Origin of the sequence: Virgibacillus doumboii (assembly GCF_902806455.1) — a bacterium.
GTDB lineage: Bacteria > Bacillota > Bacilli > Bacillales > Amphibacillaceae > Lentibacillus > Lentibacillus doumboii.
In genome coordinates, this window is the sequence record NZ_CADCWQ010000001.1 from 1,287,241 (window position 1) to 1,313,100 (window position 25,860).

Below are 25,860 nucleotides of genomic sequence, written 5' to 3' on the forward strand. Positions count from 1 at the left end.
TTAGTACCAAGGAGGTGATTGAACATGGCAAGCAACAACAGTAATCAATTAGTAGTTCCTGGTGCACAACAAGCACTGGATCAAATGAAAACTGAGATTGCACAAGAATTTGGTGTTCAACTTGGTGCAGACAATACTTCCCGTTCCAACGGGTCTGTAGGTGGAGAAATTACGAAGCGTCTTGTACAATCTGCTCAACAGCAGTTTGGCGGCTCTCCACAGTAACTAAAATAAAATAATACTGGCTATAGGGCTGTCCTTAAAGAGGGCAGCCCTTATTTAATGCGGTAGTTATCTTTGCTATATCGCAGTTAATACCTTTTGGAACAATGCTATGAGAAAAGAACATTTTTACAAAAATGTCCGCTTCACTCTGTCCCAATACGAATTATTTTTCAGCTTAACCGTTTTAATGACTTTATCACTTAAAGTGACCATCAGATTTTTTATATTCCGTATGGAGTAGGCTTCATTATCCAATCCGACAATTGGATAATCATTACCATCCTGAATAATTTCCAATTTCAGTTTTCTGTCTTTGTTTAAAACAAAAGAAGATCCCAGTGTCCGGTAGCGGTTATTGTTAATGGAAGCAAGCTCAGATACCTGGAAGCATGGGATTTTAGGATCAACTACTGCACCGCGTGTTGATTTATTATATCCAGTACTTCCTGTAGGGGTTGCAACAATCAGTCCATCACCGCGAAATGTCTCAAAGTGCATATCATCAATGTGGACATCAATAACAATCGTTTTAATAAGCGTGGATCGGATACTGACCTCATTCAGACAATTAAACGACGATTCACCGTTAACCTGTACATTAATTACCGGAAAACGTCGTACCTCCATTTCCTCATGAACCATTGAATGAAGCATGCTGTCAAAATTATCCATATTAAAATCACAGTATAAACCGGACTGATCAGACTGTGTTATTCCAGTGTACAAACAATCCTGACGGAACCCTGTCTTCCGAACTGCCTGCAAAAATGCACCATCACCACCTACACTTACAATTACATTCGCGCTGTCCGGATTATCAACAATTGTAAAGTCATTTTGATGTGCAAGGTCAAATAATGGCTGTAATTTATCCTCAAGTTTTGTATCTTTCTGGTAATAGAAGTAAATGTTTTTTCGATTTGGCATCGTAATCATTGCCTCCATTATGAAGTATCTTCTCTTTCAATAGTATCACTTCCATCCAAAAATTCCTAACAGATACAATAGTTGAGAGTAAAAAAGGAAATTTGTAGCAAAATAGAATGAAACGGGGTGTGGTATATGATTTGGCTGTTATTAGGCTTCATTTTAATCATCATTTTACTTTTATTTTCAAAAGTTAAAGTTAAAAGTGCATTTTTCTTAAATCAACAGCAACAAACCATCACAATCAATATCTATTTTTACCGTCTGAGACTGATAAGAAGGTGCATTGATCTATCGGAAACGGATGAAGATAAATCGATTCGGGAGGCTCTGGAATTTTTACATCAAATAAGTAATAACTTTGTACAAAAAATAAAAGATATGAATGATATATTTACTATTTTATTTAGAAGAATACATTTTCATCAACTTAACTGGCGAACACATGTCGGTACAGGGGAAGCTAGTATGGCAGGTGTGGCCAGCGGAGGAATATGGGCAATTAAAGGTATGCTAATCGGGGTGTTAGCTGAAAAAAGTAACTTTGACTGTGAGCCATCCTTAACGGTAACACCATTATTTAATCACCGGCAATTTCAATCGGAATTTGATTGCATTGTATCCATCAGAATAGGGCAAGCTATGTACGCACTTCTTAAAGTAATACGGAAATTCCCAGTGAAAAAAGAAGCGATTATTTGATGAATAAAAGGAGGATCATCATGGAAGAACATCCTATTCAGGGCTTAATGACAACTGCGATGGAAAACCTGAAAGACATGATAGAAGTGAATACCATTATCGGGGATCCGGTTGAGTCTCCGGATGGCAGCGTAATTATTCCTGTTTCCAAACTTGGATTCGGATTTGCTGCGGGTGGAAGTGAATTTAATTCCGGAAGCAGTAAAGGCGGTGAATCAGGCGGAAGTGATAAATTACCCTTTGGCGGCGGTAGCGGCGGTGGTGTGTCCATTACTCCGATAGCATTTTTGATAGTAAGTCCAAGAGGGATTAAAATGATACACTTGGATGAGAACACACATATATATGAAAAAATGATTGATTTCGCCCCAAAGGCAGTTGAAAAAATTCAGCAAATGCTAAAGGAATCGGCTCAATCGTATAAATCGAACCAACATCAAAAGTCAGGAGAGAAAAACTCAAAAGAACAACAGGAGAACAAGAAAAAGAATGAGAATGAAGATAAGCAAAATAATCAGGAAAAAGAGAAAAATCAGGACAACCAGAACAACCAGAACAATCAAAGCTCTAATCAGCAATCTGACCAGACAAATTATGATATTTAAAATCCGACGTTCATAAATTTGTACCATTTTAAACCATTGTATCGTTGGACTTTAGATGAAAATAATTTCATAATAAAGTGTGAAGATAAAATATTCTTTAGGAGGAATGATTCATATGGCAAATGTTACATTCCAACAAGAACCGGTCACACTTTTAGGAAATGAGATTTCCGCAGGGGACAAGGCACCAGACTTCACTGTGCTTTCCAATGATCTGAAAGAAGTTTCGTTGGATGACTATAAAGGAAAAGTCAGGCTGATTGCAGCTGTTCCATCGGTTGATACAGGTGTTTGTTCCGAGGAAACGAAACGCTTTAATGAGGAAGCGGATAAACTGGATAACACACATGTACTGACAGTGAGCATGGATTTACCGTTTGCTCAAGGCCGCTGGTGTGCAGCAAATGGTGTTAAAAACCTGGATACATTATCAGACCACCGTGATGCCGATTTCGGTGAGAAGTATGGTGTTTTAATAAAAGAATTGCGTTTACTGGCAAGAGCCGTATTCGTGGTAGATTCCAATGATAAGGTTACGTATGTTGAATATGTTAGCGAAGTAACTAATTTCCCAGATTATGAAAAAGCATTGGAAGCTGCCAGAAAAGCAGAATAAATGGTGAAATCTCCCCTGCTGCGCGAATTGCAGGGGAGATTTTTGTGCAATGGACCGGTCTTTTGGTACAATAGAAGCGCTTAAAGATCGGAGGATTTACAATAATGGAAAAGACTAATGTAGAAATTTTATTTGAACAAATAGACAAAGCAACTGAATTAATTCAAAATCAGGTAAATGAGACATATTTGGATAGCCTGGCGATGACACTGGAAATGTTTTTTGATCAAAATGTTTCTGACAAGATGGATGAAGCTGCTGCACATAAACTGCAGGATATCATACGACATACAGACCTATCTTTATACCAACTTGATGAGATTCGCAAGGCAATACAGTTGGCAATTCTAAAAGGAATGAAGGGTTCAACGCAACAGCAGCATTTGATGACACCTGAAACTGTTGCGTTATTTATCGGATATTTGGCTGAAAAGCTTACGAGCAGCAAAGAAGATTTACGTGTGTTTGACCCTGCAAGTGGAACGGGAAACCTGTTAACAGCAGTATTAGGTCAGCTTAAACAGACACAGCAGGCTTTTGCAGGTGAAGTCGATCCAACATTAATACAATTAGCCGTACTGAGTGCAAATTTGCAGAAAAAAGAAATAGAATTTTTTCACCAGGATAGTTTACGTCCGTTCCTAATGGATCCGGTTGACCTGATCGTGGCTGATTTGCCTGTCGGTTACTATCCGGACGACATCCGTGCAAATGAATTTGAATTAAAAGCTGATGAAGGTCACTCCTATTCACATCATTTATTCATTGAGCAGAGTATAAATTATACAAAAGACGGAGGATATTTGATTTTTGTCATTCCGGATTTCTTATTTGACAGTGATCAGTCTGATAAGCTACATGCGTACCTTCAAGAATATGCGCATATTGTTGGTGTCCTGCGATTACCGGAATCGGCATTTAAGTCAGAGAAAAGTGTGAAAAGTATTCTTATATTGCAAAAGAATGGGCAAGGTACATCTGCTCCAAAGCAGCCTTTGCTGGTAAAGCTTCCATCATTTAAAAATACAACAGCAATGAATGATATTCTTTCTCAAATGAACAGCTGGTTTGCAACGTACTTGAATAAATAGGCACTGATAGGGAGTTGAATTACGATGAGCAAGATTTTAGCTATAAATGCCGGCAGTTCGTCATTAAAATTTCAATTAATTCAAATGCCTGAAGAAAACGTGTTGGCAAAAGGACTTATTGAGCGGATAGGTTTATCTGATTCTGTATTTACCATGGAAATTGACGATAGTAAAGATAAAATAACGGTTGATATACCTGATCATGAAGATGCTGTAAAACATTTATTGGATAAACTCGAAAGCTCGGGTGTTATCCAATCGATGGATGAAATTGATGCGGTAGGTCATCGGGTTGTCCATGGCGGGGAACAGTTCAGCGACTCTGTTCCAATCACGGATGATGTGATTCAAACAATTGATGAAGTTTCGGAGTTGGCTCCCCTGCATAATCCAGCTAATTTAACAGGAATTCGTGCATTCCAGGAAATTTTACCGGATGTGCCAATGGCTGCTGTGTTTGATACGGCATTCCATCAAACGATGCCTGAAAAATCCTACTTATACAGCTTGCCATACGAGTACTATGAAAAGTATGGCATTCGTAAGTATGGTTTCCATGGTACATCACATAAATATGTATCACAGCGTGCAGCTGAATTATTAGGTATCCCAGTTGAGCAGCTTCGCTTAATATCCTGCCATCTGGGTAACGGAGCAAGTATAGCTGCCATCGACAAAGGCAGGTCAATGGATACGTCCATGGGATTTACGCCTCTCGCAGGTGTAACAATGGGTACGAGGTCGGGGAACATTGACCCTGCGCTTATCCCATTTATTATGGAAAAAACAGGTAAAACAGCTGATGAAGTAATAAATATATTAAATAAAAAAAGCGGAATGCTGGCTTTGTCCGGCTTTTCGAGTGACTTGCGTGATATTGAACAACAGGCTGGAGAAAATGAACGTGCAGAACTTGCCCTGGAAGTATTTGCTGCGCGCATCCATAAATATCTTGGCTCTTATGCGGCGAGAATGTCGGGCGTGGATGCAATCATATTTACGGCAGGTGTAGGGGAAAACAGTGACATCGTCCGTGAAAAAGTACTGACAGGATTAGAGTTTATGGGTGTGTATTGGAATCCGGCACTAAATAAAGTTCGCGGAAAAGAAGCTTTTATAAATTACCCTCATTCACCTGTTAAAGTTATTGTAATTCCAACGAACGAGGAAGTTATGATAGCCCGTGATACTGTTCGTCTTATTGAATTAGAATAGGAGGGAATTTTTTGTCGGTACATGAACATAAGCAAAAAAAGCAATCTGTAAATTGTGTGGTTATCACAATCAGTGATTCGCGAACAAACGAAACTGATAAAAGCGGTAATCTGATGGTATCGCTTTTGGAGAACGCTGGTCATCGTGTGGAAAGAAAGGAAATAATCCCGGACGAAAGCAGCGCGATTAAAAATATGCTTGATTCCTGCTGTGAAAATCCTGATGTCGATGTTGTTTTGACAAATGGCGGGACTGGGATAGCCTATCGTGATGTGACGATTGAGACAATACAATCTATGCTGGATAAAGAGCTGACCGGTTTTGGGGAGATTTTTCGCATGTTAAGCTACCAGGAGGATATTGGCTCAGCAGCAATTTTGTCGAGAGCAATTGCAGGGGTAAGCAATCATACCGTTATTTTTGCAACACCTGGTTCGTCAGGTGCTGTAAAGCTTGCCATGAACAAGCTTATCCTGCCCGAAGTTGCACACGTTGTCACTGAGGTAAAAAAAGATCTAAAATAACGCCTAGCCAATCGGAAGGCGTTATTTTAACGTACAACAAGTACATCGCAGTTTGCGTACCTGGTGATGCTTTCCGATACACTTCCAATCAGGAAGCGTTCAACAGCACTCATTCCTGTTGCCCCGCAAATGATCAAATCTGCATCAAAATTAGCAGCAACATCTTTTGCAATTTTTACTTTAGGGGAACCATATTCAACACATCTGACCATATCACTAATTCCTGCTATTTTTGCATTTTCCACATAACTGTTAAGCAGTTCTTTTGCGTAATCTTCTGCACGTTCTGCCAATGTTCTGTCATATGCTTCAGCCGTTGCAAAAGTTCGTGAATCTACAACATGTGCCAGAATCATGCGTGCATCATTCCGTTTAACAATATCAAGCGACTTTTTGAATGCTTTCTCAGATGCCTCAGAACCATCCACTGCTACAACAATATTTTTATATTCGAAATCAATCATAACCATTTCCCCTTTCGTCTTATTATTTAAATACCCCTTTTATTAGTACTTTAATCGATTTTCCTATAGTTGGAAACAAAAAATTTAGTTACCGTTACATTTTCATGTACATACTAAGGGTGGAGGTGATAGCAGTTGTCAAAAAAAGAAAAACTGTTTGAAGATAAAAAAGGAATTTCAGCTGTCAGAAATCAACTGATTGAGAGTTACCAAAGCGGTGTTATCGAAGACAAGGAAAACCTCTCCAATAACCGAAGTATTAACTACTATAATAATCAAAAGAAATAAATGAATCCAATCCATCCCTTTCATAGGGATGGATTTTTTTGAACCCCGATACTCTGCGCTTTAGTTCTTTCTTTAAGTATATTATGGTATAATTCCAATCATGATAAGCAGTTCGCTTCTTTGGACATTTTATAAAAGGGGGAACAACTGGTGGGACATGCATTAATAACAGCAGGGACATCAGGACTGGGACGCAAAGTTATAGAAAAATTTCTGAAAGCTGGTCATTCAGTTACTACAACATATCACAGCAATTATGAAAAAGCACAGAAGGTAGAAGAAGAGCTGGAAGAATACAGCGATTTATTACATATTGTTCAGGCTGATGTAACAAACAAAATAGACCTTACTAACCTGGTTGATAAAGCGGTAAAGCAGCATGGAGGGATTGATTATCTCATAAATAATGCCGGACCGTTTATTTTTAAACGCAAGAAACTGCTTGATTACACCGAAGATGAATGGCATGAAATGATTCAGGGAAATCTTGATGCCGTTTTTTACTTGTTGAAGCTGACCGTACCATATATGCGAAAAAAGCGTTTTGGCCGGATTGTCAACTATGGCTTTCAGGGGGCAAACAGTGCATCCGGCTGGGTATACCGATCAGCTTTTGCGGCAGCCAAAAGTGGTTTGGTCTCGTTAACAAAGACAGTTGCTTTTGAGGAGGCTGAATTTCAAATCACTTCCAACATGGTTTGTCCCGGTAACATTGTCGGTGAAATGAAAGAGTCCAGTATTGAACAAAGCAGAAAGGTACATCATGACACGACGCCAATTGGCAGACCGGGAACAGGTGAGGATATTGCCCGTACGATTATATATTTATGTAATGAGGACTCAGATATGATTACCGGATCGATATTTGAAATTACAGGCGGGCTTGATGTTATTCACCGCTACCGGTAATGATTTTCGTGCTTTTTTATATGGGATTTGATACAATGAAATTGCTTTCAACTTACTATATATACCCAATAGAAAAAACATATGTATCTAAGGGAGGTTATTTTGTGAAAATTGGTGTACCTAAGGAAATTAAGAACAGTGAAAACCGGGTAGCAATGACACCGGCGGGGGTAATGACATTAAAAAAGGCTGGTCATGAAGTTTATGTGGAAACGGAAGCGGGACTTGGCTCCAGCTTTACCGATGACCAATATGCCGATGCAGGGGCAGTTATTGTTTCAACTGCGAAAGAAGCATGGAGTCAGGATATGGTTATGAAGGTAAAAGAACCATTACCGGAAGAATATGATTATTTTTATGAAGGCCTTATTTTATTTACGTATTTACACCTGGCGAATGAACCGGAACTTACAAAGGCATTAATTGACAAAAAAGTTATAGGAATTGCCTACGAAACGGTCCAATTGGAAAATAAATCACTGCCGCTCTTAACACCGATGAGTGAAGTTGCAGGTCGTATGGCATCACAAATTGGTGCTCAATTTTTAGAGAAATCAAAGGGCGGTAAAGGAGTTCTCCTGTCGGGCGTTCCTGGGGTTAAACGTGGAAAAGTTACCGTAATCGGCGGTGGTGTTGTTGGTACAAACGCAGCAAAAATCGCAGTTGGTCTTGGTGCGAATGTTACGGTTCTCGATCTGAATCCGGGACGACTGCGTGAACTGGACGATATTTTTGGTGCATCAATTAATACGGTAATGTCAAACCCATTGAATATCAGTGATGAAATTGCCGATTCTGATCTGGTAATCGGGGCAGTATTAATTCCTGGTGCAAAAGCTCCTAAATTGGTGTCGGAGGATATGGTGCAGGCGATGCCTGAAGGATCTGTTATTGTTGATGTTGCAATTGATCAGGGTGGTATTTTTGAAACAAGTGACCGGATTACAACACATGACAATCCAACATTTACAAAGCATGGAGTTGTGCACTATTCCGTACCAAACATTCCAGGAGCAGTACCGCGTACGGCTACTATCGGTTTAACAAATGTAACCGTACCATATGCCCTTCAATTAGCAAATAAAGGCTATCAAAAGGCTTGCCTGGATAATGAAGCGTTGTTAAAAGGAATTAACACACTGGATGGCTATGTCACATTTGAAGCAGTTGCTGAATCACATGATCTGCATTATGATGATGTGCACAGCCTTCTGAATAAGTAGTAAAAAAGGTGCCCGTTCGTGGCACCTTTTTTACATCAGCCCGAGAGCGAAAACATCCGCTCAAACTCCCAGTTAATCAACGATCTGAAGTTCTTTTGGATACTTTGTTAAAATTTCCGGTCCTTTATTCGTCATAAAAATCATATCTTCAATCCGTACACCGCCAGTATTTGGCACATAAATCCCCGGTTCGATTGTATAGCACATTCCTTCCTGAAGCGGTAACTGATTACTGCTATGCATAGATGGATATTCGTGAGTTTCTATTCCTAACCCATGGCCGATTCGGTGTGTAAAATATTGACCGTACCCGGCTTTTTCAATATGATTCCGTGCTGTTAGGTCCACTTCGCCAACAGCCGTACCAATTTTGGAAGCTGCAATAGAGTTTTTTTGCGCCTCAAATACTGTATTGTAAATCGTTTCCTGTTCCTGGCCAATCGAATGATATGCAACGGTTCGTGTTATATCTGAACAGTAGCCCTCAAAAACTACACCGAGATCAAATAGGACGAGATCACCTTTTTCGACTTTTTTCATGGATGGTGTTCCATGTGGTGATGCGGTCTGGTTTCCGGACAATGTCATCGTTGAAAATGACATTTGCTGAATCCCCTGTTTCTTCAATTCATACTCGATTTTGGCAATTATGCCAAGTTCTGTAGCACCTTCTTTTATTGCTTTTACTCCGGTTTCCACACCAAAATCAGCCAGTGCAGCAGCCTGCTTAAGAAGTGTATATTCTTTTTTACTTTTAATAACCCGTAAATTTGCCAGCACTTCTTTTGCATTGGAAATAGCAGCATCTGGAAGAATGGTTTTCAGCTGATTATAACGCTCCAGTGTAAGGTGATCATGTTCAATACTGATTGATTTTGGAACAGCATCATTACGTATTAAGTATTCCGAGAAGAGTTCCCACGGGCTTTCATGATCCTGATAGCCAATTATTTCAAAGCTCCAGCCCGCAGCTTTTGCATCTTCTTTTTCCATTGAGGGTACTATTAATAATGGATCATGATATTTACTGACATATACAGCAATAAGTCGTTCATGTGGATCCGTGTAATAATTACTCAAATAGTAAAAGTTGGCTGTCGATGTGACGAAAATACTGTCCTGATCATTCATTTTTATTTTTTCCAAAAGAGCTTCAAGTCTGTCTGTCAAAGTAAACACCCCATTATCATTAATTAGTTATAGTATAACAAAATAATGATGCAAACCATAAAAACATAAATCAGTTATTTATTTTTGAAACTTTTTGATTATAACCGCCGTACTACGTAGTGTACAGTACTTAAGAACCTGTCGACTTACTATTAATCTGGAGTGGAGGAGATATACATGTTTAAATTTTTTAAACGCGTATCAACTGTAGTCAGCTCGGAATTAAACGCAATGCTTGAAAAGGCTGAAGATCCTGTGAAAATGCTTGATCAGTTTATCCGGGATATGGAAGATGATATTCAGGAAGTCGAAGCAGCTGTAGCAAAGCAAATCGCAAATGAAAAGATGATGAAACGGAAGGCTGATGATGCCCAGGCAATGGTAGAAAAACGCCAGAAGCAGGCTGAACAGGCAATAGAAGCAAACAATGAAGATTTGGCAAAACGTTCACTGGAGGACAAAGCGGAACACGAAAAGCAGGCTTCAGTACTGGTGGAATCATGGGAGCGTGCAAATAAGGATTCGGAAACATTACGTACTAAATTGGATGAAATGAAAAAAGAATACCAACAGATGAAATTGAAGAAAGACTCACTAAAAGCACGTGCAGAATCTGCGAAGACAAGAACAAAAATGAACCGGACCATGTCATCCATTGGAAGCGATGAATCCAAACGGGGATTTGAACGGATGGAAGAAAAGGTTATGGAATATGAGGCGGAAGCGGAAACAAGTGAAGATATTTCACACGAAAGCCGTACATTGGACGATGAATTTGAAAAACTGAATAACAACAGTGTGGATGATGAACTTGCAGAACTTAAGAAAAAAATGGGAAAAGAATAGATTTCGGACTGTGAAAGGGGGCGGTTGATAAAAAAACTGCCCCTTTATGCATGGAGAAAAAAGGAAACGGGAAAGGAAATTGTATAAGCTTTATCGAATATATAAAGTGCAGATAATTTTTATAAAGGAGCGATAATATGAAAGTATCTTATCATGGACATTCTGTAGTTAAGGTTGAAACAGACAGTCATATTATTTTGATTGATCCGTTTATTTCAGGTAATGAAGCGTGTGATTTGGATGCTGGATCTGTTAAAGCGGATGTCATTCTTTTAACGCATGGACATAACGATCATGTTGGGGATACCGAAGCAATTGCCAAACGTAACGACGCGCTGGTGGTTGCCCCGAACGAACTTGCTGATTACCTCGCCGGTAAAGGCTTAAATACGCACAATATGCATATCGGCGGTGCACATGAATTTGATTTCGGTAAAGTGAAATATACGCAGGCGTTTCATGGTTCATCCTTTACAGAAGACGACGGGACAATCATTTATACCGGAATGCCCGGCGGAATCCTGCTGACAATTGGTGGGAAGACGATATACCATGCCGGTGATACCGGATTGTTCAGTGACTTGAAGCTTATTGGTGATATGAATGATATTGATGTTGCATTTGTTCCAATCGGTGATAATTTTACAATGGGACCTGAGGATGCACTGGTTGCCACCGATTGGATTAACGCTAAAACAGTTGTTCCGATTCATTACAATACATTTCCAGTGATTGAGCAGGATGCGGATGAATTTGTCCGGAATGTGAAAACCGGTAAAGGACTGGCGATGAAGATAGGGGACTCAGTAGAGCTATAAGGAAATACTAAAACGTGAGCTGTGATGCTCACGTTTTAGTATAAACAAGGAATCTGTTATGTGACCTTATTTATATTGTTTAGAAGATAGGAATCTTAAGTCTTATTACATTCAAAATCTATATCGTAATCTCTCTCCGATTTACCATCTGGAAAATACATTTCTCCACCAACACACATGCTCCCGGCATCAGCATTTCCACCCTTTCCCACTATACTGACGTCTTCACTAATATAAAGGTTCTTTGTGACTTTTAATCGCACTTTATTTTTCACTTCAATATTTCCGTCTATCCACGCACTGCCATTAACTACAAACGTGTTATTTTCGCATTTATTATGTTTGAACATTACTTTTTGATTATTATTCGGATTTTTAAAGCGGGTGTTCTTATTATATGTACATTCAGCGAATTTTCCGTCTTCGGTGAATTCATATTCTTCATTTTCATTCTTAACTTCTACCACATACTTGTTATTACTTCTCAATGCTGTTTCCAGCGTTAAGTCTTGTCCTAGATCATTTGTTGTTGTTATTTTTATCGGCAGCACTTCTTGTTTCTTCATATCTTTTATACAGCCATCCGTAACATTTAGTGTCTCTTTACTTTCTTTATTGTCATTATTAATGATAACTTGCTCGATTGTTATACCATCAATATCCTGAAAACAAACGTCAAATTCGTTAATATCATTACTCTGATTCATATATTGATTGCGTAATTCATTGATCAAAATGTTGGTATTCTGGCTCAAAGAAATGTTACTGCCGGTTTGCTCTTCGTTGCCCATCAACTGAATAATTAGTGTCGATGACAGTACGATTAAAACCCCCAACAAACCAAGCGCTGCAAGCAATTCCACTAAAGTTATTCCTTTTTCATTTTTAATTTGTCGAAATAACATGTTTTTCACATCCGATTAAATGATATAATAGGAAAAAAGTCACGGGTCAGGTGTGAATTTTATTGTCTACTAAATTAAATATAATAAATAATAAAGGATTCACTCTAATAGAAATTATAGCATCAATTGCCATTTTAGGAATGGTTATCACTGTTTTTTTACCGATTTTTCCACAGATTCTTTCCTGGAATGAAAAGACAGATGACGAACTGGTGGCAAGTAATCTACTGGGTCAGGCTGTTCATGATATAAAAGAAAACTATAAAAAGACGGGAACGATACCGGAACTTGACTATACCTTAAACAATGAGACATATAACGTAACTGTTGAATTAAGTCAAACAGGTGATGAAGCAGACTTGGGATTGCAGCGGGTTCATATTACAATTATTTCACAGAATGGCACGGAGTTGAGCGATACATATTCATACCTTAGCCAAGAGGGTGTGGCCGATGAATAGATTATCCGGCGAACGTGGTGCGGCTCTGGTAATGACTTTATTTATTATTATACTTCTAATGCTATCAGTACTTACATTATTTTACATGGTAACCAATACGACAAAACAGGTAACGACAATGGAGAAAAATATTCAGGCAGAGCACATGGCTGATATGGGAATTGATTATGTTAGAACTTTAGTAGATAACTATGAACATAATGAAAAGTCTTCACTTGAGGATTATTTAATAAATGAATTACCTGCTGAGAAGGTACTAATCGATTCCTCAAACAGATTTTTAAAAATTGTTCTGCCACCCGAAGGAATTAACATCGATGAAAATTCAAACGAACCGATTGAATTTACCTATACCAGTATTGGTACTGCCTTTGGCAAAGAAAAAAAGATTGAAGACACGATTGAAATTACTTTTGAAAGCGGGGGAGCCCAATGATTGCACGTAAACGTCTCGGAGACCTGCTTCAGGATGCCGGCCTTGTATCGGAAGATCAAATTAATGAAACACTGCAAAATAAAAAGGAAAACCAGAAGCTTGGAGATGCATTACTTGAGCGGGGATTTATTACGGAACGGCAGTTAATTGAAGTATTGGAGTTTCAGCTTGGAATTCCACATGTGTCTTTATATCGCTATCCAATAGATAGGAATGTTCTTGGGTATGTGCCAAAGGAAATGGCACAGCAAAACTACATTTTGCCACTAAAGTTTCAAGATAATGAGTTGTTACTGGCAATGAAAGACCCAATGGATTATTACATTATTGATGATTTAGAAATGGCGACAGGATTCAGTATTTCACCAGTGATTGCGGCAAAAGATGATATTTTATATGCAATCAATAAATATTATTTTAAAAATGAATCTGAAATGACAATAGAAGGTACGAATGATGGGGATGAAGGATCAATAATCAGCGTACTTAACCAGTTATTGAATACAGGCATTCAATTAAAGGCCAGTGACATACATATTGATCCACAAGAGGCAAATGTTCAAGTCCGGTATCGTATTGATGGACGATTAAAGACTGAAAAAATAATACCAAAACAAATGCAGAATTCGTTGATTTCCCGTATTAAAATTCTCGCCGACTTGAATATTACTGAAACAAGACTGCCTCAGGACGGCAGAATAAAAACAACTGTTGGTGTTACACCGGTTGATTTACGAATATCATGTCTGCCAACTGTTCACGGTGAAAAGATTGTAATACGTATTTTGGATTTGACCAATGCACTTATGCAATTAAGTGAATTAAATTTTTCCGGGGAAAATTATAAAAAATACAAGCAGTTAATTACACAACCAACAGGTCTGGTATTGTTGACGGGACCAACAGGCTCCGGTAAAACATCGACATTGTACGCATCCATCAACCAATTGAATTCAGAAAGTGTGAATATAATTACCGTTGAAGATCCAGTGGAATTTCAGCTCGAAGGGATTAATCAAGTGCAGGTGAACAGTTCGGTGGGTCTCACATTTGCCAACGGATTACGTTCTATCTTAAGACAGGATCCGAATGTAATAATGGTTGGTGAGATCCGTGATCAGGAAACAGCAGAAATTGCTATCCGGTCTTCGCTGACAGGCCATCTCGTGTTCAGTACGGTCCATACAAACAGTGCAATTGACACGATACCACGATTAATTGATATGGGTATTGAGCCGTATTTGGTTGTTTCTTCGCTGTCAGGCGTTGTTGCACAACGGTTAGTGCGTAAATTATGCCGCGATTGTTTGACTGAAAGAAAGCCAACGAAAATGGAAAAGGAAATATTTAAAAAAAATGGAATTGAAGCTGAACACGTGTACTATGGGAAAGGTTGCAGTGCTTGTCATCATCAGGGATATCACGGAAGAATTGCGGTACAGGAAGTACTGGTAGTTGATGATACGATAAAAAGTATGCTGCTTAATAATAAATCGATTGCAGAAATTCGTTCTTATGCAACTGAACAAGGCATGGACTTCTTAATACATGATGGATTAAAGAAAATGAAAGAAGGATTGACTTCCATGGAAGAAATTATGCAGGTCTCAATTCATGTCTAGGGGGATTCAAATGGATAAAAAATTTAAAAGTTGGCTTACCGATGCATACCACAAGAAAGCATCGGATGTTCATTTAACAATAGGAAAAGCCCCTATTTTTCGGATAAATGGTAACTTAATCGAACAGGATGAAGCAAAACTAGCACCATCAGATACCAGCGAAATTCTCAAGGAAATAATCCCTAACGATCTTTGGCAGCAGCTGGAAGCAAAGAGTGAATTGGATTTTTCCTATGGTATAAGCGGAGTTTCAAGATTTCGAATCAATGCATTTTATCAGCGCGGTGAGTTGTCACTGGCAATTCGAATTGTTCCAACAAGGATTCCATCACTTGAAGAGTTATATTTACCAGGGATTGCTAAGGAAATCGTTCGCCACCCACAGGGACTTGTCCTTGTCACTGGTCCAACCGGCAGCGGGAAAAGTACGACACTCGCTTCGATGATTGATTATATGAATCAGACCATGCAAAAGCATATCATTACCCTGGAAGATCCAATTGAATATATGCATTCACATAATCGGTCTGTTATTGATCAACGGGAAGTCGGCTTTGATACGAATAGTTTCGTGAATGGACTCAGAGCAAGTTTACGACAGGACCCAGATGTCATTTTAGTTGGGGAAATGCGTGATTTAGAAACGATTTCAACAGCGATTACTGCTGCTGAAACAGGACATCTGGTATTGGGTACACTGCATACGACGGATGCTGTATCAACAATTGAACGAATTATTGATGTTTTTCCGGCTGAACAGCAAACCCAAATACGCATCCAGCTTTCAACCATATTAAAGGCAGTTATTTCTCAACGGTTACTGATTACGAAAGATAATTTGGATCGTCGGGTTGCAACAGAAGTACTTCTTAACACATCTGCGGTGAAAAATTTAATTCGCAATGAAAAACTGCATCAAATTCAAAATGTGTTGCAAACATCAAAGGAACAGGGAATGCACACACTTGAAATGGATCTTAAACGACTCTTGCAGGAAGATCAACTTGCGTATGAAACTGCGGCTCCTTTTTTGCAGGAAAGGAGTTTATAATGGATGAATTATCAATACATTGGAAAGAAAAAAACAGGACAAAAGATCAAAGGCAGAATTGAAGCTGACTCTAAAAAGGGTGCGCTGTCAGAATTGGAAAAAAGCGGTCTTATTATTATCGATATTGACGAAACGAGGTCATGGAATAAGGATATTACGATAAATAAAAAGGTGAAGAATAAGGATTTTGTTATTTTCCTTAGACAATATTCCACTTTGATTCACGCGGGAATTTCCATTTCAGATGCAACAAAGACGATGGTGAAACAAACAGATAATCATGCATTGAAAAACGCACTTTCAGATATTGACAAACAGCTTGAACAGGGACAGGCACTGTCAACGGCTGCGGAAAATCATCCAAAAGTTTTTCCCGCATTACTGGTCAACATGATCCAGGCTGGAGAGGCCAGTGGGAAGTTGGATGAAATCCTGAATCAAATGGCTGATTACTATGAAAAAGCTTACCGAAACAAACAAAAAGTAGTTTCGGCTTTAATGTATCCGAGTGTAGTTGGGGTAATTACAGTCTTACTTAGTATTTTTTTACTCGTGTTTATTGTCCCGCGCTTCGTCAGTATGTTCCATTCTATGGGTTCGGAGGTTCCGGCATATACTCAATTTATATTGAGCATCAGTGATTGGATTGGCACATTTTGGTGGATACTCGTAATTTTTGTTGTAATGGGTATAGCAATCTATAAATACCTTATGCAAAATAATCGGTTCGTTTACAGAATGGATAAAGTTAAAATGAAATTTCCTTTTTTGGGCGTTCTTGTTCATAAGAGTGTATTGGTTCGTATGACACAAACATTAAGTACATTGGTTAACAGTTCTGTTCCTATTCTGAAGTCGGTTGAAATCACCGAAAAAGTTGTTGGAAATCGCGTGATTCAGAAGATTCTTATGCAATCAAGGAAATCGCTGGAAACAGGAGAATCCATGACAAAGCCGATGAAAGGTCATTGGGCATTTCCTGCTTTAGTTGTTCAAATGATTCAAATTGGTGAAAAGACCGGTACGTTAGATCATATGCTTTCAAAAGCTGCTGAATTTTACGAGGAAGAAGTGGAACAATTATCGAATCGAATCAAAACATTAATCGAACCGCTGATGATTATAGTACTAACCGTTATTATTGGCAGCATTATCACTGCAGTAGTAATTCCGATGTTTTCTATGTTTGAAAACTTTCAATAATATTGTAGACATTTGTCAGGTAATATATTATATTGAATGTAGGTAAAAAGTAGGATGCGATGATAGGTTACTTGTATTTGGGCACTTGGGTAGTCTTAGCAAGTAGTGCAACCGGCCGACTGAATTTAATAGATTTACATATTAGAGAGGCGGGGGTTTTTTATGCTAAAACGCATGAAAAAGTTATTTAAGAAGGACAGTGGATTTACGCTTGTTGAGTTATTGGCGGTAATTGCAATTTTGGCTATTATTGTTGTGATTGCAGTGCCATCGATTGGAAATGTGATAAGTGATTCTGAAGATAAAGCACATAAGGCAAATGTTGAATTGGTTGAAAATGCCGCGAAAATGGCTGCTATTTCAGAAGGAAAAACTTCCACCACGTTTACCTTGAAGCAACTTGAAGAAGGCGGTTATCTAGAGGACATTCCAGAAAATGTAGGTGACTATGAATATCGGGAAGGGCATAATATAACTGTTGAAAATTCAATAGCTGTTTATGAAGCATATTCTGATGAAAGCTAAGATAAATAAATATTGGCATATTTGTAAGTTACAACGCCCTGTACTCTATTAAACTGCAGGGCGTTTTCTTCATCTGACTTTTTACAAACTAACAAGGAGCCACACTAATGAATACTCTACTAATACTATTTTTCTTCATACTCGGTCTAGTCTTCGGCTCATTTTTCAATGTAGTCGGATTGCGCCTGCCAAAAAACATACCCTTCGTAAACGATCGTTCGATTTGTCCTCATTGTCAACAGCAACTGTCCTGGTATGAAAACATACCACTTCTTTCTTTTGTTATCCAGAATGCTAAATGTCGGCATTGCGGCGAAAAGATTTCATTTATATACCCGGCAATTGAGTTATTTACAGGAGTTTTATTTGCTTTAAGCTATACTATTATTGGATTAAATCTGGAACTGCTCACAGCATTACTATTAGTCTCTATGCTTATGATTATTCTGGTGTCCGACATCAAATACATGCTCATACCTAATAAAGTATTGCTGTTTTTCCTCCCGTTGTTCATTATCATGCGTTTGCTCTCTCCTCTTAACCCTTGGTGGTCATCAATTTTAGGTGCTGTAATCGGGGTCGTTCTTCTTTCCGTAATTATCTTAATAAGCCGTGGTGGTATGGGCGGCGGGGACATGAAGCTATTTGGAGTTTTAGGAATTGTACTGGGAATAGAAAATGTGTTATTAGCTTTTTTTCTATCCTGTGTGATTGGGGCACTTATTGGCATGATGCTGCTATTATTTAAGGTAATCGGCAGGAAACAGCCGGTTCCGTTTGGTCCATACATCGTAGCAGCAACACTTATTACATATTTTTACGGTGATTTTCTATTAGACTGGTATTTTACTTATCTATTATAAAGCAGGTGACAGCATGGGTATTATGAATAATGGCAAAGTGAGTATAGTTGTTACAAATCTTGTTTTACGGTATACCTATCATAAAAGTTCTTCCATCGATGATCCGGTTGCCTATGGAGAAGTAGATTTGCCAAAGGATACAATTAAGGATGGGACAATAGTGAATAAACCCGTTCTTTTGGAGGTTATTAAGCAGCTGGTTCAAAAACATAAGTGGAAGCGTAAGAAGCTTTTTTTTGCAGTTCCGGATGACACAGTCGTTATACGTCAATTGCAAATTCCAGTATCATTATCCAAAGAGGAAGCTAAGGGGTATGTAAGAACACAGATCGGCAACAGCTTTTATTTACCGTTTGCTGACCCGGTAATCGCGCTTGAATTTTTGGATGCGGATCAGGAAAATAGAAATATTCTTTTATTTGCCTATCCGAGAGAGAAGATTTCAGCATTTGAAGAAGTTTTTAAAGAGGCGGGACTTAAACCTGCTGCTGCTGACCTTACGTCGTTATCTGTTTATCGATATTACTTTTTAACGAAATCCGAGGAAAAGGACAATGTCTTACTTATTCATTGGAATCACAGTGCTCTTGTTCTGACAGCGTTTCAAAACCATAAGGCCATTTTCACCAGATATATGAAAATAGACGTGAGTGAAGAAAAAATAATTGAAGAATCTGCAATGAAAATGATTGATGAGCTTATGATTGAAATCAACCGGATTATTGATTTTTACCAGTATTCGATTACAAAAGGTGCGTCAAAGATCGATCAATTACTTTTATCTGGAGATTTTCCATTTTTATCTTCTGCCAAAACGAATCTTTTGGAAACATTAACGATACCTTTATACAGTTTTGAAGACGAAGAACTGCCTGTAAAATTTATCGATGCCCTTGGTTTAGCATTAAAGCAGGATTCGTAAAGGGGAGCTATTATGAATACTGAAATTAACTTACTCGAAAAAGAACAAAAAAAGTATAGTGCTTCCTTAATATGTGGTATTGTGTTCCTTTTATTGCTTGCCCTTGCAATCGGGTTACTGCTGTTTCAGAAAAATATTTATGAGAATCGAATTGAAGCAGAGGAAAATCAACTTTCTCAAGTGAAAATATTACTATCTGATCATCAGAATGAATTTACCAATAGGCAGCAGTTTCAACAATTACAGCAGGACATAGGGACGATACAGGCAGGGTCTGTACCTCATGTGAAATTGTACAATAGATTACTTGGTTATTTATCCTCGCCTGATAAGTTAATTAGTTATGAGTTCACAAATGAAAATCAGCTTATCTTCAATGCAGAATTCGCATCATTAAAAGACGTCGCAAACTATGTAACTGAATTGTTGGAACTAAACTATATTCAGGGGACTCAATTAACAAGTGTGAATAACAATGGAACATCATTTCAAGCAACCTTAACTGTACGTTTCGATAGTGGGATGTTGAAAAAGGAGCTTGGTAATAATGATTAAAAACTGGACAAAAAAACATACGTATATTCTAGTTGGAGTTATCATTGCCGCACTTATTGTCTATGGAATTTCTTATTTTAGAATTATTAATCCAATGAAAGCAGAAGTCGACTCCTTGGCAAAGCAAGTTTCCATGTATGAAACACAATATGAAAAAATAATTGATCAGTCTAAGGAAAATATACCAGATGACACACTTTCATCTATTGAATTACGGGTGCCATCAACAAAATCACCAGACAATCTTTTAATAAATATACAAAACATTGCGAGCTCATCAAATCTGACAATAAATCATCTGAAAGAAGTGGAAAGACAGCAGGAGCAGGAAGAATCATCATCAAAGATAAATGAGACAACGTACAAATTAGATGCAACCTCATCAAAATTGAAAGATATGAATGCTTTTCTGGAGGGCATTGTTGAAAGCGACCGATTAATGATTATTGATACCGTTCATGTTCAACAAGATGCGGATCAAGTATTTTTAACAATTACATTTAAAATCTATTTTGCAGAATAGTGCATGTAACCGCTATGGAAATATACTCCGCTTTCCACGGGCGGCTGATGAGCCTCTCCGTGCTTTCGCACTGCGAGTCTCACCTAGGCCTTTCCTCCCGCAGGAGTCTGCGTATATTTCCTTCGCTTGTTTTGTGCATTGTTTGTCTTTTGTCTTATCATTTCCATTTTGTCCAAACCTCTTTTTTTATACCTTAAAAGTTCTTTATAAATCTCTTTTTTCATAATGTATTATGAAGGAGGGAGATACGTATGCGCCACTACGCAATTTTACGGTTATTATTAGCTGGCTTTTTCTTATATTTTGCCTGGCCAAGTATTCCGGGAGCAGCTTCGCAGGCAGAGGCCATTTTCTGGGGAGTATGGCTGGCTTTCTTTGTCCTGGTTGTTGGATCCAATTTTGCAACACTTTTACAGATGACTTCTCCGCCAGTTATGGAACAGGAACGTTCAAGGCAGCGACAAACGCTTAACCATTGAGGTTTCGGTGTATCAACTGTATAATAAACAGTAAGTATAATGACTAGTACAGTTGAAAGTCGGTGGATTGAAAATGCCAACTAAGCACGAACAAATACTGCAGCATATTTTATCATTGGAAGTCGGACATAAAATATCTGTCAGACGGATAGCCAAAACATTGAACGTTAGTGAAGGAACGGCTTACCGGGCGATAAAAGAAGCTGAAAATCAGGGTATCGTAAGTACCATTGAACGAGTTGGAACAGTTCGGATTGAACGTAAAAAGAAAGAGAACTTTGAGCGTCTGACATTTGCTGAAGTAATCAATATTGTTGATGGACAAGTATTAGGCGGACGTGAGGGGCTGCATAAAACACTTAATAAATTTGTTATTGGAGCAATGCAGCTGGAGGCCATGATGCGCTATACCGAAGCTGGTTCGCTGTTAATTGTGGGGAACCGGGTGAAAGCCCATGAATTGGCTTTAAATGAAGGTGCAGCGGTGTTAATAACAGGTGGCTTTGATACAAATGATGAGATTAAACAGCTGGCAGATGAAAAACAATTGCCGGTTATGTCGACAAGTTATGATACTTTCACGGTTGCGGCTATGATTAACAGAGCAATCTATGATCAATTGATTAAGAAGGAAATTGTCTTTGTAGGTGATATTTTTACACCATATGATCACTCGTATTTTCTATATGCGAAGGACAACCTTGATCGCTGGTATGAATTAAATGAGCAGTCAACCCATACGAGATATCCCGTCGTGGATGAAAGACAACGAGTGGCCGGGATGATTACAGCTAAAGATGTAATCGGAAAGGATAGAAATTTACTCGTTGAAAAAGTAATGACGAAAAACCCGATTGCTGTCCAGGAGAAAACGTCGTTGGCATATGTTGCTCATATGATGGTCTGGGAAGGAATTGAAGTTGTTCCGGTTGTTGATCCATCACATAAACTTAAAGGTGTAGTATCCCGTCAGGATGTTCTAAAAGCCCTGCAGCAAATTCAGCGGCAGCCGCAAGTAGGAGAAACAATTGATGATATTGTTTCACGAAATCTGGAGGCAGTCGAAGAAGATCAAACTGTTTTTCAGGTTCAGGTAACTCCGCAAATGACCAATCAGCTGGGAACACTTTCAAATGGAGTGTTTACCGCTTTAATGACCGAGGCAAGCAGCAGAGTGTTGCTGCATCATAAAAAAGGGGAATTGGTTGTTGAGAATCTGACGGTTTATTTCATAAAGCCGGTACAAATAGATAGTAAATTAGTTATTAAACCAAAGTTGTTAGACGTTGGGCGTATTTATGCCAAGATTGATATAGAAGTCTTTAATGGCAAGAAAATGGTTGGAAAAGGACTATTGATGGCTCAATTAATTGATCGGTAAAACCAAAAACGGAAGCCGGCCTTTCGTCAGTCGGCTTCCACCTGGTTCAGTCGTTTCCATTCTTTTCGGTAATGATTGGTTTCCTTCAAGCCGCGATTTAGCTGAAGGACTCCGAAAATAAGTAATACAATCCCGATAAATAATGAAATTTGGGTTTGATAAAATAAATATTGATTAATTGCAAAAAAGAATATAAAGCTTCCAAGACAAATCCGTGATTTAGCATTAAAATATCGTTGCGTTAATCCATCCTTACTCTTCAATATAGCTACTTTATAGTAAAGCCAAAAAACGAGTGAGAGGGTAATTATTATTGGGAAAATAATCATGTAATCTACTCCTGTATAAAATATCGCTACCTGTTACATTGTAGCTTGTTAATAAGAATTTTACCAGCAGGAGAAGTTAAAAATATGTGACAAAGTAAGGGGTAAGGAAATGAATATAGAAAAAATAATAAACACAATAAAAAACTACGACACGATCATTATCCATCGCCATGTTCGACCTGACCCGGACGCATACGGGTCCCAGGCAGGCTTGAAAGAGCTGATCGTAGAAACATTCCCACATAAAAACGTAAAAATAGTGGGAGAAGCGGATCCTTCTCTGGAATTCCTGGCTAAAATGGAAGAGATTGATGACGAGCTTTACCAAGAAGCACTTGTTATTGTTTGTGATACTGCAAATGCAGCAAGAATTTGTGACCAGCGATATAATTTGGGCAAGAAACTGATAAAAATCGATCATCATCCAAATGTTGATGAATATGGGGACTTAATGTGGGTTGACACTACCTCGAGTTCAACCAGTGAAATGATTTATGACTTGTATTTGTATGGAAAAAATGATGGATGGAAGTTGAATGATGAAGCGGCACGGCTGTTGTATGCCGGCATCGTCGGTGACACGGGAAGGTTTTTATTCCCGAGTACTTCAAAAAAAACATTCCAGCATGCCGCTGAACTTGTTACGTATAACTTCGATCGCTCAAGTCTTTATGATGGGATTTATAATATACAGGACAACATTGCCAGAATGCGAGGCTATATCCTGCAAAATTTTAAGCTTTTACCCTCAGGAATGAGTACGATAAAACTGACGAAGGATATTATGGAAAAGTTCAATGTTAACCCAACAGATACCGGTCAATTAGTGGGGGTCCTTGGTGATATTGAAGGCATTAAAGCATGGGTGTTTTTCATTGAAGAAACAGACTTGATCCGGGTGCGCTTACGTTCAAAGGGTCCGGTGATTAATGAGATTGCAGCAAAATACGATGGTGGCGGTCATCCAATGGCAGCCGGTGCATCGGTGAAATCATGGGAAGAAACAGAAAACGTGATTAAAGATTTGCAGGAAGCATGTTTGGCATACGATGAATAAAAGTTTAATCACTGGTTGATTCACTCGTCACTTTCCGCTTCAATCAACATTATAGCAATAATGCAGATTATCAGTTTTTTTCAATAATAAAGATTGTTTCCATTTGTTTCATTTTAGAGAATGAATTCTACTTCGTAATTTTTATAAACTGCGAACTAGTTTTAAACTCCTGCGAGAAAGACAAGGTTATGAAGAGCAAAAGGAGTCGAAAACTTCGCTGAAAAGTGGTTCATCAGGGTTATGAAAAGCAAAAGGAGTCGAAAACGCCGTCGAAAAGTGGTTCACCAGGGTTATGAAGAGCAAAAGGGATCGAAAACGCCGCCGAAAAGTGGTTCATCGGGGTTATGAAGGGCAAAAGGAAGCAAAACTCCGACCAAAAGCCCTTCATCAAGGTATAAAGATAAAAGGAAGAAAAAAATTCAATGAAATGTCCTTCATCACGAATACGAAGACTAAAAGAAAACAGAATCCTCTGTAAAATGTTTTCCCAAGGTGGGACTCGGAAGCGAGGCAGGGGCTGAGTAGACTCTGCATAAGACCTTAGGAAAACAAGTGTATTCCAGCTGCGTGGTCACAGAGCCTCTTTTAATGGTACTAATCAAATTTAGTTCACAATTTAAGTAAAATGCAACTAAAAATACAGAGTATGCAAACATCCAAAAAGTTTAAAAGTGCTAATTCCTCAAAGGAAGTTAGCACTTTTCGTTAGCTGCTTTGTCGTTCATCCATCGGTATAAACCAGCAGCCTGTGTTTGTGTGATCGTATAGTACATGTATATTATTTCGGTCTATGGAGCGTTTCATTAGTCTGATAAGTTCCGTGGATTCAGCATATGCCGAACGACCCCGTTTTAATTGTGCGATTTTTTCATCACGAAGATGTCTTGGATGCATAATCAGCATGGTAAAACCAGCTCCTTTCAACAGAATCAGTATATGAAAAAGATAAAAAAAATTGTATTGTCTACTAAAATTGTATAAAATTTCTTCCATTTTTACTACAGAAATGCACTAATTTTCATGAAACGTTCACATGGAGCTGGAAATTTCAGCCTCTACCGAAACTTTTACAGTTTCCGTAATTGTCAGTGTTGTTACATCAAACTTATAAGTGAATTCATCAAGTGGGAATTCTTTATTTTCAATGGTTGATTTTAAAAGTTCATCACTTTTGGCTATGATACTTACTTCTTTACCAATAATATCATTTATTTCTTTCTTTATTAGTTCCTCCAAGTCATGTATAATTAGTCTATCTAGACGAAGTTCCTCGTTATTGGTGATAGTTACTTCAATCGATTCAATTGTGAATGGCTCCTTGGATTTCTCATCTAAATCTTTCTTATCTTCTGATAAAGCTTCATTCTGATTTTCCAGTTCAGTCACCTTCGATTTTAAATCTTTATTTTCCTCAAGCAAATGTTCATACATATTTCCATGCATGTAAATAAAGATTAAATAAGCAATAACAGCACCAAGAAACGCACCGATAAAAAAGCGCTGCCACGTTGATTTTTTGTGATATGGAGGGATATGCATCAGCCAACATCCTCCTGTATCAGCCATCCAATCAGAAGTAATGCTGTTTTTACTCCACCCATTGCAGATAAAATAAGTAGTATTTGTTTAACCAGATCAAGAGTGGACCCGTCATAGATTCCCTTTTCAAAATTGGCGATTGCATCGAATGTACCGCCAATTGCGGCCACAATTGCCCAGATCCTTAAGCTTCTGGCTATCCGGCTCATGGATGTGAACGGGGCATCCCCTGTTGCAAATGATCCGATACTACCGATGATTGCACCACCAATAACGACCCCAAAGGCGATAAAAAAACAATGAATAAAATGAGCTATAAATCGTTCCTCCATTATTTACGCTCCTTATGAGAATACTCCTTTCATTCTATGATTAAAATGGACAAG

32 protein-coding genes, 1 pseudogene and 1 riboswitch are annotated in these 25,860 nt (G+C 38.4%); of the genes and pseudogenes, 25 read left to right on the top strand and 8 right to left on the bottom strand.

The genetic code is table 11. The annotated features are described in order from the left end of the window. The first annotated feature begins 24 nt into the window (after window positions 1-24). Window positions 25-225 (top strand): alpha/beta-type small acid-soluble spore protein, encoded by a 201-nt coding sequence (locus G6R02_RS06135; protein ID WP_164668355.1) that lies wholly within the window; start codon window positions 25-27, stop codon window positions 223-225. A gap of 126 nt (window positions 226-351) precedes the next feature. Here the strand turns inward: G6R02_RS06135 and G6R02_RS06140 are convergent, their stop codons facing one another. Continuing rightward, on the bottom strand, window positions 352-1,152 hold the full coding sequence (locus G6R02_RS06140) for an NAD kinase (protein WP_164668356.1): 801 nt from the start codon (window positions 1,150-1,152) through the stop codon (window positions 352-354). Between the two features lie 135 nt (window positions 1,153-1,287). Between G6R02_RS06140 and G6R02_RS06145 the strand changes: the two genes are divergently transcribed. The 6 genes and pseudogenes from G6R02_RS06145 to G6R02_RS06170 all read left to right on the top strand — a co-directional run bounded on the left by G6R02_RS06145 (window position 1,288) and on the right by G6R02_RS06170 (window position 5,905). Continuing rightward, window positions 1,288-1,854, top strand: coding sequence for a DUF2953 domain-containing protein (locus tag G6R02_RS06145; RefSeq protein ID WP_164668357.1), 567 nt, complete (start codon window positions 1,288-1,290; stop codon window positions 1,852-1,854). A 20-nt stretch (window positions 1,855-1,874) separates the two neighbouring features. Then, window positions 1,875-2,321 (top strand): annotated as a pseudogene (gene ytfJ, locus G6R02_RS06150) (GerW family sporulation protein); the annotation flags it as partial. 253 nt (window positions 2,322-2,574) lie between these two features. After that, entirely contained in the window at window positions 2,575-3,075 is a 501-nt protein-coding gene (gene tpx, locus G6R02_RS06155; RefSeq protein ID WP_164668359.1) for a thiol peroxidase, read from the top strand. Window positions 3,076-3,179: 104 nt separating this feature from the next. Beyond that, the gene (locus G6R02_RS06160; protein ID WP_164668360.1) at window positions 3,180-4,166 is read left to right on the top strand and encodes a class I SAM-dependent methyltransferase; all 987 of its coding nucleotides are present in this window, start codon (window positions 3,180-3,182) and stop codon (window positions 4,164-4,166) included. 24 nt (window positions 4,167-4,190) lie between these two features. Beyond that, window positions 4,191-5,381 (top strand): acetate kinase, encoded by a 1,191-nt coding sequence (locus tag G6R02_RS06165; protein WP_164668361.1) that lies wholly within the window; start codon window positions 4,191-4,193, stop codon window positions 5,379-5,381. Window positions 5,382-5,392: 11 nt separating this feature from the next. Then, on the top strand, window positions 5,393-5,905 hold the full coding sequence (locus G6R02_RS06170; protein ID WP_164668362.1) for a MogA/MoaB family molybdenum cofactor biosynthesis protein: 513 nt from the start codon (window positions 5,393-5,395) through the stop codon (window positions 5,903-5,905). A gap of 26 nt (window positions 5,906-5,931) precedes the next feature. Here the strand turns inward: G6R02_RS06170 and G6R02_RS06175 are convergent, their stop codons facing one another. Beyond that, complete coding sequence (locus G6R02_RS06175) at window positions 5,932-6,369, bottom strand: universal stress protein (protein WP_164668363.1); 438 nt, start codon at window positions 6,367-6,369, stop codon at window positions 5,932-5,934. A 135-nt stretch (window positions 6,370-6,504) separates the two neighbouring features. Between G6R02_RS06175 and G6R02_RS19920 the strand changes: the two genes are divergently transcribed. The 3 genes from G6R02_RS19920 to ald all read left to right on the top strand — a co-directional run bounded on the left by G6R02_RS19920 (window position 6,505) and on the right by ald (window position 8,789). Beyond that, window positions 6,505-6,657 (top strand): hypothetical protein, encoded by a 153-nt coding sequence (locus tag G6R02_RS19920; RefSeq protein ID WP_205520067.1) that lies wholly within the window; start codon window positions 6,505-6,507, stop codon window positions 6,655-6,657. 147 nt (window positions 6,658-6,804) lie between these two features. Further along, window positions 6,805-7,566 (top strand): SDR family oxidoreductase, encoded by a 762-nt coding sequence (locus tag G6R02_RS06180; protein WP_246202612.1) that lies wholly within the window; start codon window positions 6,805-6,807, stop codon window positions 7,564-7,566. Between the two features lie 104 nt (window positions 7,567-7,670). Further along, on the top strand, window positions 7,671-8,789 hold the full coding sequence (ald, locus tag G6R02_RS06185; RefSeq protein WP_164668365.1) for an alanine dehydrogenase: 1,119 nt from the start codon (window positions 7,671-7,673) through the stop codon (window positions 8,787-8,789). 72 nt (window positions 8,790-8,861) lie between these two features. Here the strand turns inward: ald and G6R02_RS06190 are convergent, their stop codons facing one another. Beyond that, a complete protein-coding gene (locus tag G6R02_RS06190; protein WP_164668366.1) occupies window positions 8,862-9,959 on the bottom strand; it encodes a M24 family metallopeptidase in 1,098 nt (365 codons plus the stop codon). A gap of 177 nt (window positions 9,960-10,136) precedes the next feature. On the opposite strand from G6R02_RS06190, the gene G6R02_RS06195 reads away from it, so the two are divergent. Next, a complete protein-coding gene (locus tag G6R02_RS06195) occupies window positions 10,137-10,805 on the top strand; it encodes a PspA/IM30 family protein (protein WP_164668367.1) in 669 nt (222 codons plus the stop codon). 137 nt (window positions 10,806-10,942) lie between these two features. After that, on the top strand, window positions 10,943-11,623 hold the full coding sequence (locus G6R02_RS06200) for a metal-dependent hydrolase (protein ID WP_164668368.1): 681 nt from the start codon (window positions 10,943-10,945) through the stop codon (window positions 11,621-11,623). A gap of 95 nt (window positions 11,624-11,718) precedes the next feature. Here the strand turns inward: G6R02_RS06200 and G6R02_RS06205 are convergent, their stop codons facing one another. Further along, window positions 11,719-12,528, bottom strand: a complete 810-nt coding sequence (locus tag G6R02_RS06205) for a prepilin-type N-terminal cleavage/methylation domain-containing protein (RefSeq protein ID WP_164668369.1) — start codon at window positions 12,526-12,528, stop codon at window positions 11,719-11,721. Between the two features lie 62 nt (window positions 12,529-12,590). On the opposite strand from G6R02_RS06205, the gene G6R02_RS06210 reads away from it, so the two are divergent. From G6R02_RS06210 to G6R02_RS06265, 12 genes are all read left to right on the top strand, one after another. Continuing rightward, a complete protein-coding gene (locus tag G6R02_RS06210) occupies window positions 12,591-12,989 on the top strand; it encodes a type II secretion system protein (protein WP_164668370.1) in 399 nt (132 codons plus the stop codon). After that, window positions 12,982-13,425 (top strand): hypothetical protein, encoded by a 444-nt coding sequence (locus G6R02_RS06215; RefSeq protein WP_164668371.1) that lies wholly within the window; start codon window positions 12,982-12,984, stop codon window positions 13,423-13,425. Before G6R02_RS06210 ends, G6R02_RS06215 begins: the two co-directional genes overlap by 8 nt. Then, window positions 13,422-15,047 carry a GspE/PulE family protein gene (locus tag G6R02_RS06220; RefSeq protein WP_164668372.1) on the top strand — a complete coding sequence of 542 codons (1,626 nt, stop codon included), beginning with the start codon at window positions 13,422-13,424 and terminating at the stop codon, window positions 15,045-15,047. Before G6R02_RS06215 ends, G6R02_RS06220 begins: the two co-directional genes overlap by 4 nt. A 10-nt stretch (window positions 15,048-15,057) precedes the next feature. Further along, window positions 15,058-16,098, top strand: a complete 1,041-nt coding sequence (locus G6R02_RS06225; RefSeq protein WP_164668373.1) for a type IV pilus twitching motility protein PilT — start codon at window positions 15,058-15,060, stop codon at window positions 16,096-16,098. Between the two features lie 3 nt (window positions 16,099-16,101). Continuing rightward, the gene (locus G6R02_RS06230) at window positions 16,102-17,301 is read left to right on the top strand and encodes a type II secretion system F family protein (RefSeq protein ID WP_164668374.1); all 1,200 of its coding nucleotides are present in this window, start codon (window positions 16,102-16,104) and stop codon (window positions 17,299-17,301) included. Window positions 17,302-17,344: 43 nt separating this feature from the next. Next, window positions 17,345-17,427: riboswitch (cyclic di-GMP riboswitch) on the top strand. A gap of 36 nt (window positions 17,428-17,463) precedes the next feature. After that, complete coding sequence (locus G6R02_RS06235; protein ID WP_164668375.1) at window positions 17,464-17,826, top strand: prepilin-type N-terminal cleavage/methylation domain-containing protein; 363 nt, start codon at window positions 17,464-17,466, stop codon at window positions 17,824-17,826. Window positions 17,827-17,933: 107 nt separating this feature from the next. Then, a complete protein-coding gene (locus G6R02_RS06240) occupies window positions 17,934-18,689 on the top strand; it encodes a prepilin peptidase (RefSeq protein WP_164668376.1) in 756 nt (251 codons plus the stop codon). A 13-nt stretch (window positions 18,690-18,702) separates the two neighbouring features. Then, on the top strand, window positions 18,703-19,611 hold the full coding sequence (gene pilM / locus G6R02_RS06245) for a type IV pilus biogenesis protein PilM (RefSeq protein WP_164668377.1): 909 nt from the start codon (window positions 18,703-18,705) through the stop codon (window positions 19,609-19,611). 12 nt (window positions 19,612-19,623) lie between these two features. Continuing rightward, window positions 19,624-20,166 carry a hypothetical protein gene (locus G6R02_RS06250; RefSeq protein WP_164668378.1) on the top strand — a complete coding sequence of 181 codons (543 nt, stop codon included), beginning with the start codon at window positions 19,624-19,626 and terminating at the stop codon, window positions 20,164-20,166. Then, window positions 20,159-20,689 carry a hypothetical protein gene (locus tag G6R02_RS06255; RefSeq protein WP_164668379.1) on the top strand — a complete coding sequence of 177 codons (531 nt, stop codon included), beginning with the start codon at window positions 20,159-20,161 and terminating at the stop codon, window positions 20,687-20,689. Before G6R02_RS06250 ends, G6R02_RS06255 begins: the two co-directional genes overlap by 8 nt. A gap of 251 nt (window positions 20,690-20,940) precedes the next feature. After that, a complete protein-coding gene (locus G6R02_RS06260) occupies window positions 20,941-21,168 on the top strand; it encodes a hypothetical protein (RefSeq protein ID WP_164668380.1) in 228 nt (75 codons plus the stop codon). Window positions 21,169-21,241: 73 nt separating this feature from the next. Then, window positions 21,242-22,549, top strand: a complete 1,308-nt coding sequence (locus G6R02_RS06265) for a DRTGG domain-containing protein (RefSeq protein ID WP_164668381.1) — start codon at window positions 21,242-21,244, stop codon at window positions 22,547-22,549. Between the two features lie 26 nt (window positions 22,550-22,575). Here G6R02_RS06265 and G6R02_RS06270 read toward each other — a convergent pair whose 3' ends face one another. Further along, on the bottom strand, window positions 22,576-22,878 hold the full coding sequence (locus G6R02_RS06270) for a YtpI family protein (protein WP_164668382.1): 303 nt from the start codon (window positions 22,876-22,878) through the stop codon (window positions 22,576-22,578). Between the two features lie 109 nt (window positions 22,879-22,987). Between G6R02_RS06270 and G6R02_RS06275 the strand changes: the two genes are divergently transcribed. Beyond that, the gene (locus tag G6R02_RS06275) at window positions 22,988-23,935 is read left to right on the top strand and encodes a DHH family phosphoesterase (RefSeq protein WP_164668383.1); all 948 of its coding nucleotides are present in this window, start codon (window positions 22,988-22,990) and stop codon (window positions 23,933-23,935) included. 705 nt (window positions 23,936-24,640) lie between these two features. On the opposite strand, the gene G6R02_RS06280 is transcribed toward G6R02_RS06275, so the two are convergent. The 3 genes from G6R02_RS06280 to ytrH form a co-directional block, all read right to left on the bottom strand. Continuing rightward, window positions 24,641-24,838: a YtzJ family protein gene (locus G6R02_RS06280; protein ID WP_164668384.1), complete on the bottom strand. Its 198-nt coding sequence runs from the start codon at window positions 24,836-24,838 to the stop codon at window positions 24,641-24,643. 126 nt (window positions 24,839-24,964) lie between these two features. After that, entirely contained in the window at window positions 24,965-25,474 is a 510-nt protein-coding gene (ytrI, locus tag G6R02_RS06285; protein ID WP_164668385.1) for a sporulation membrane protein YtrI, read from the bottom strand. Continuing rightward, window positions 25,474-25,806, bottom strand: a complete 333-nt coding sequence (gene ytrH / locus G6R02_RS06290) for a sporulation membrane protein YtrH (protein ID WP_164668386.1) — start codon at window positions 25,804-25,806, stop codon at window positions 25,474-25,476. The genes ytrI and ytrH overlap by 1 nt, the downstream gene beginning before the upstream one ends. Window positions 25,807-25,860: the final 54 nt, after the last annotated feature.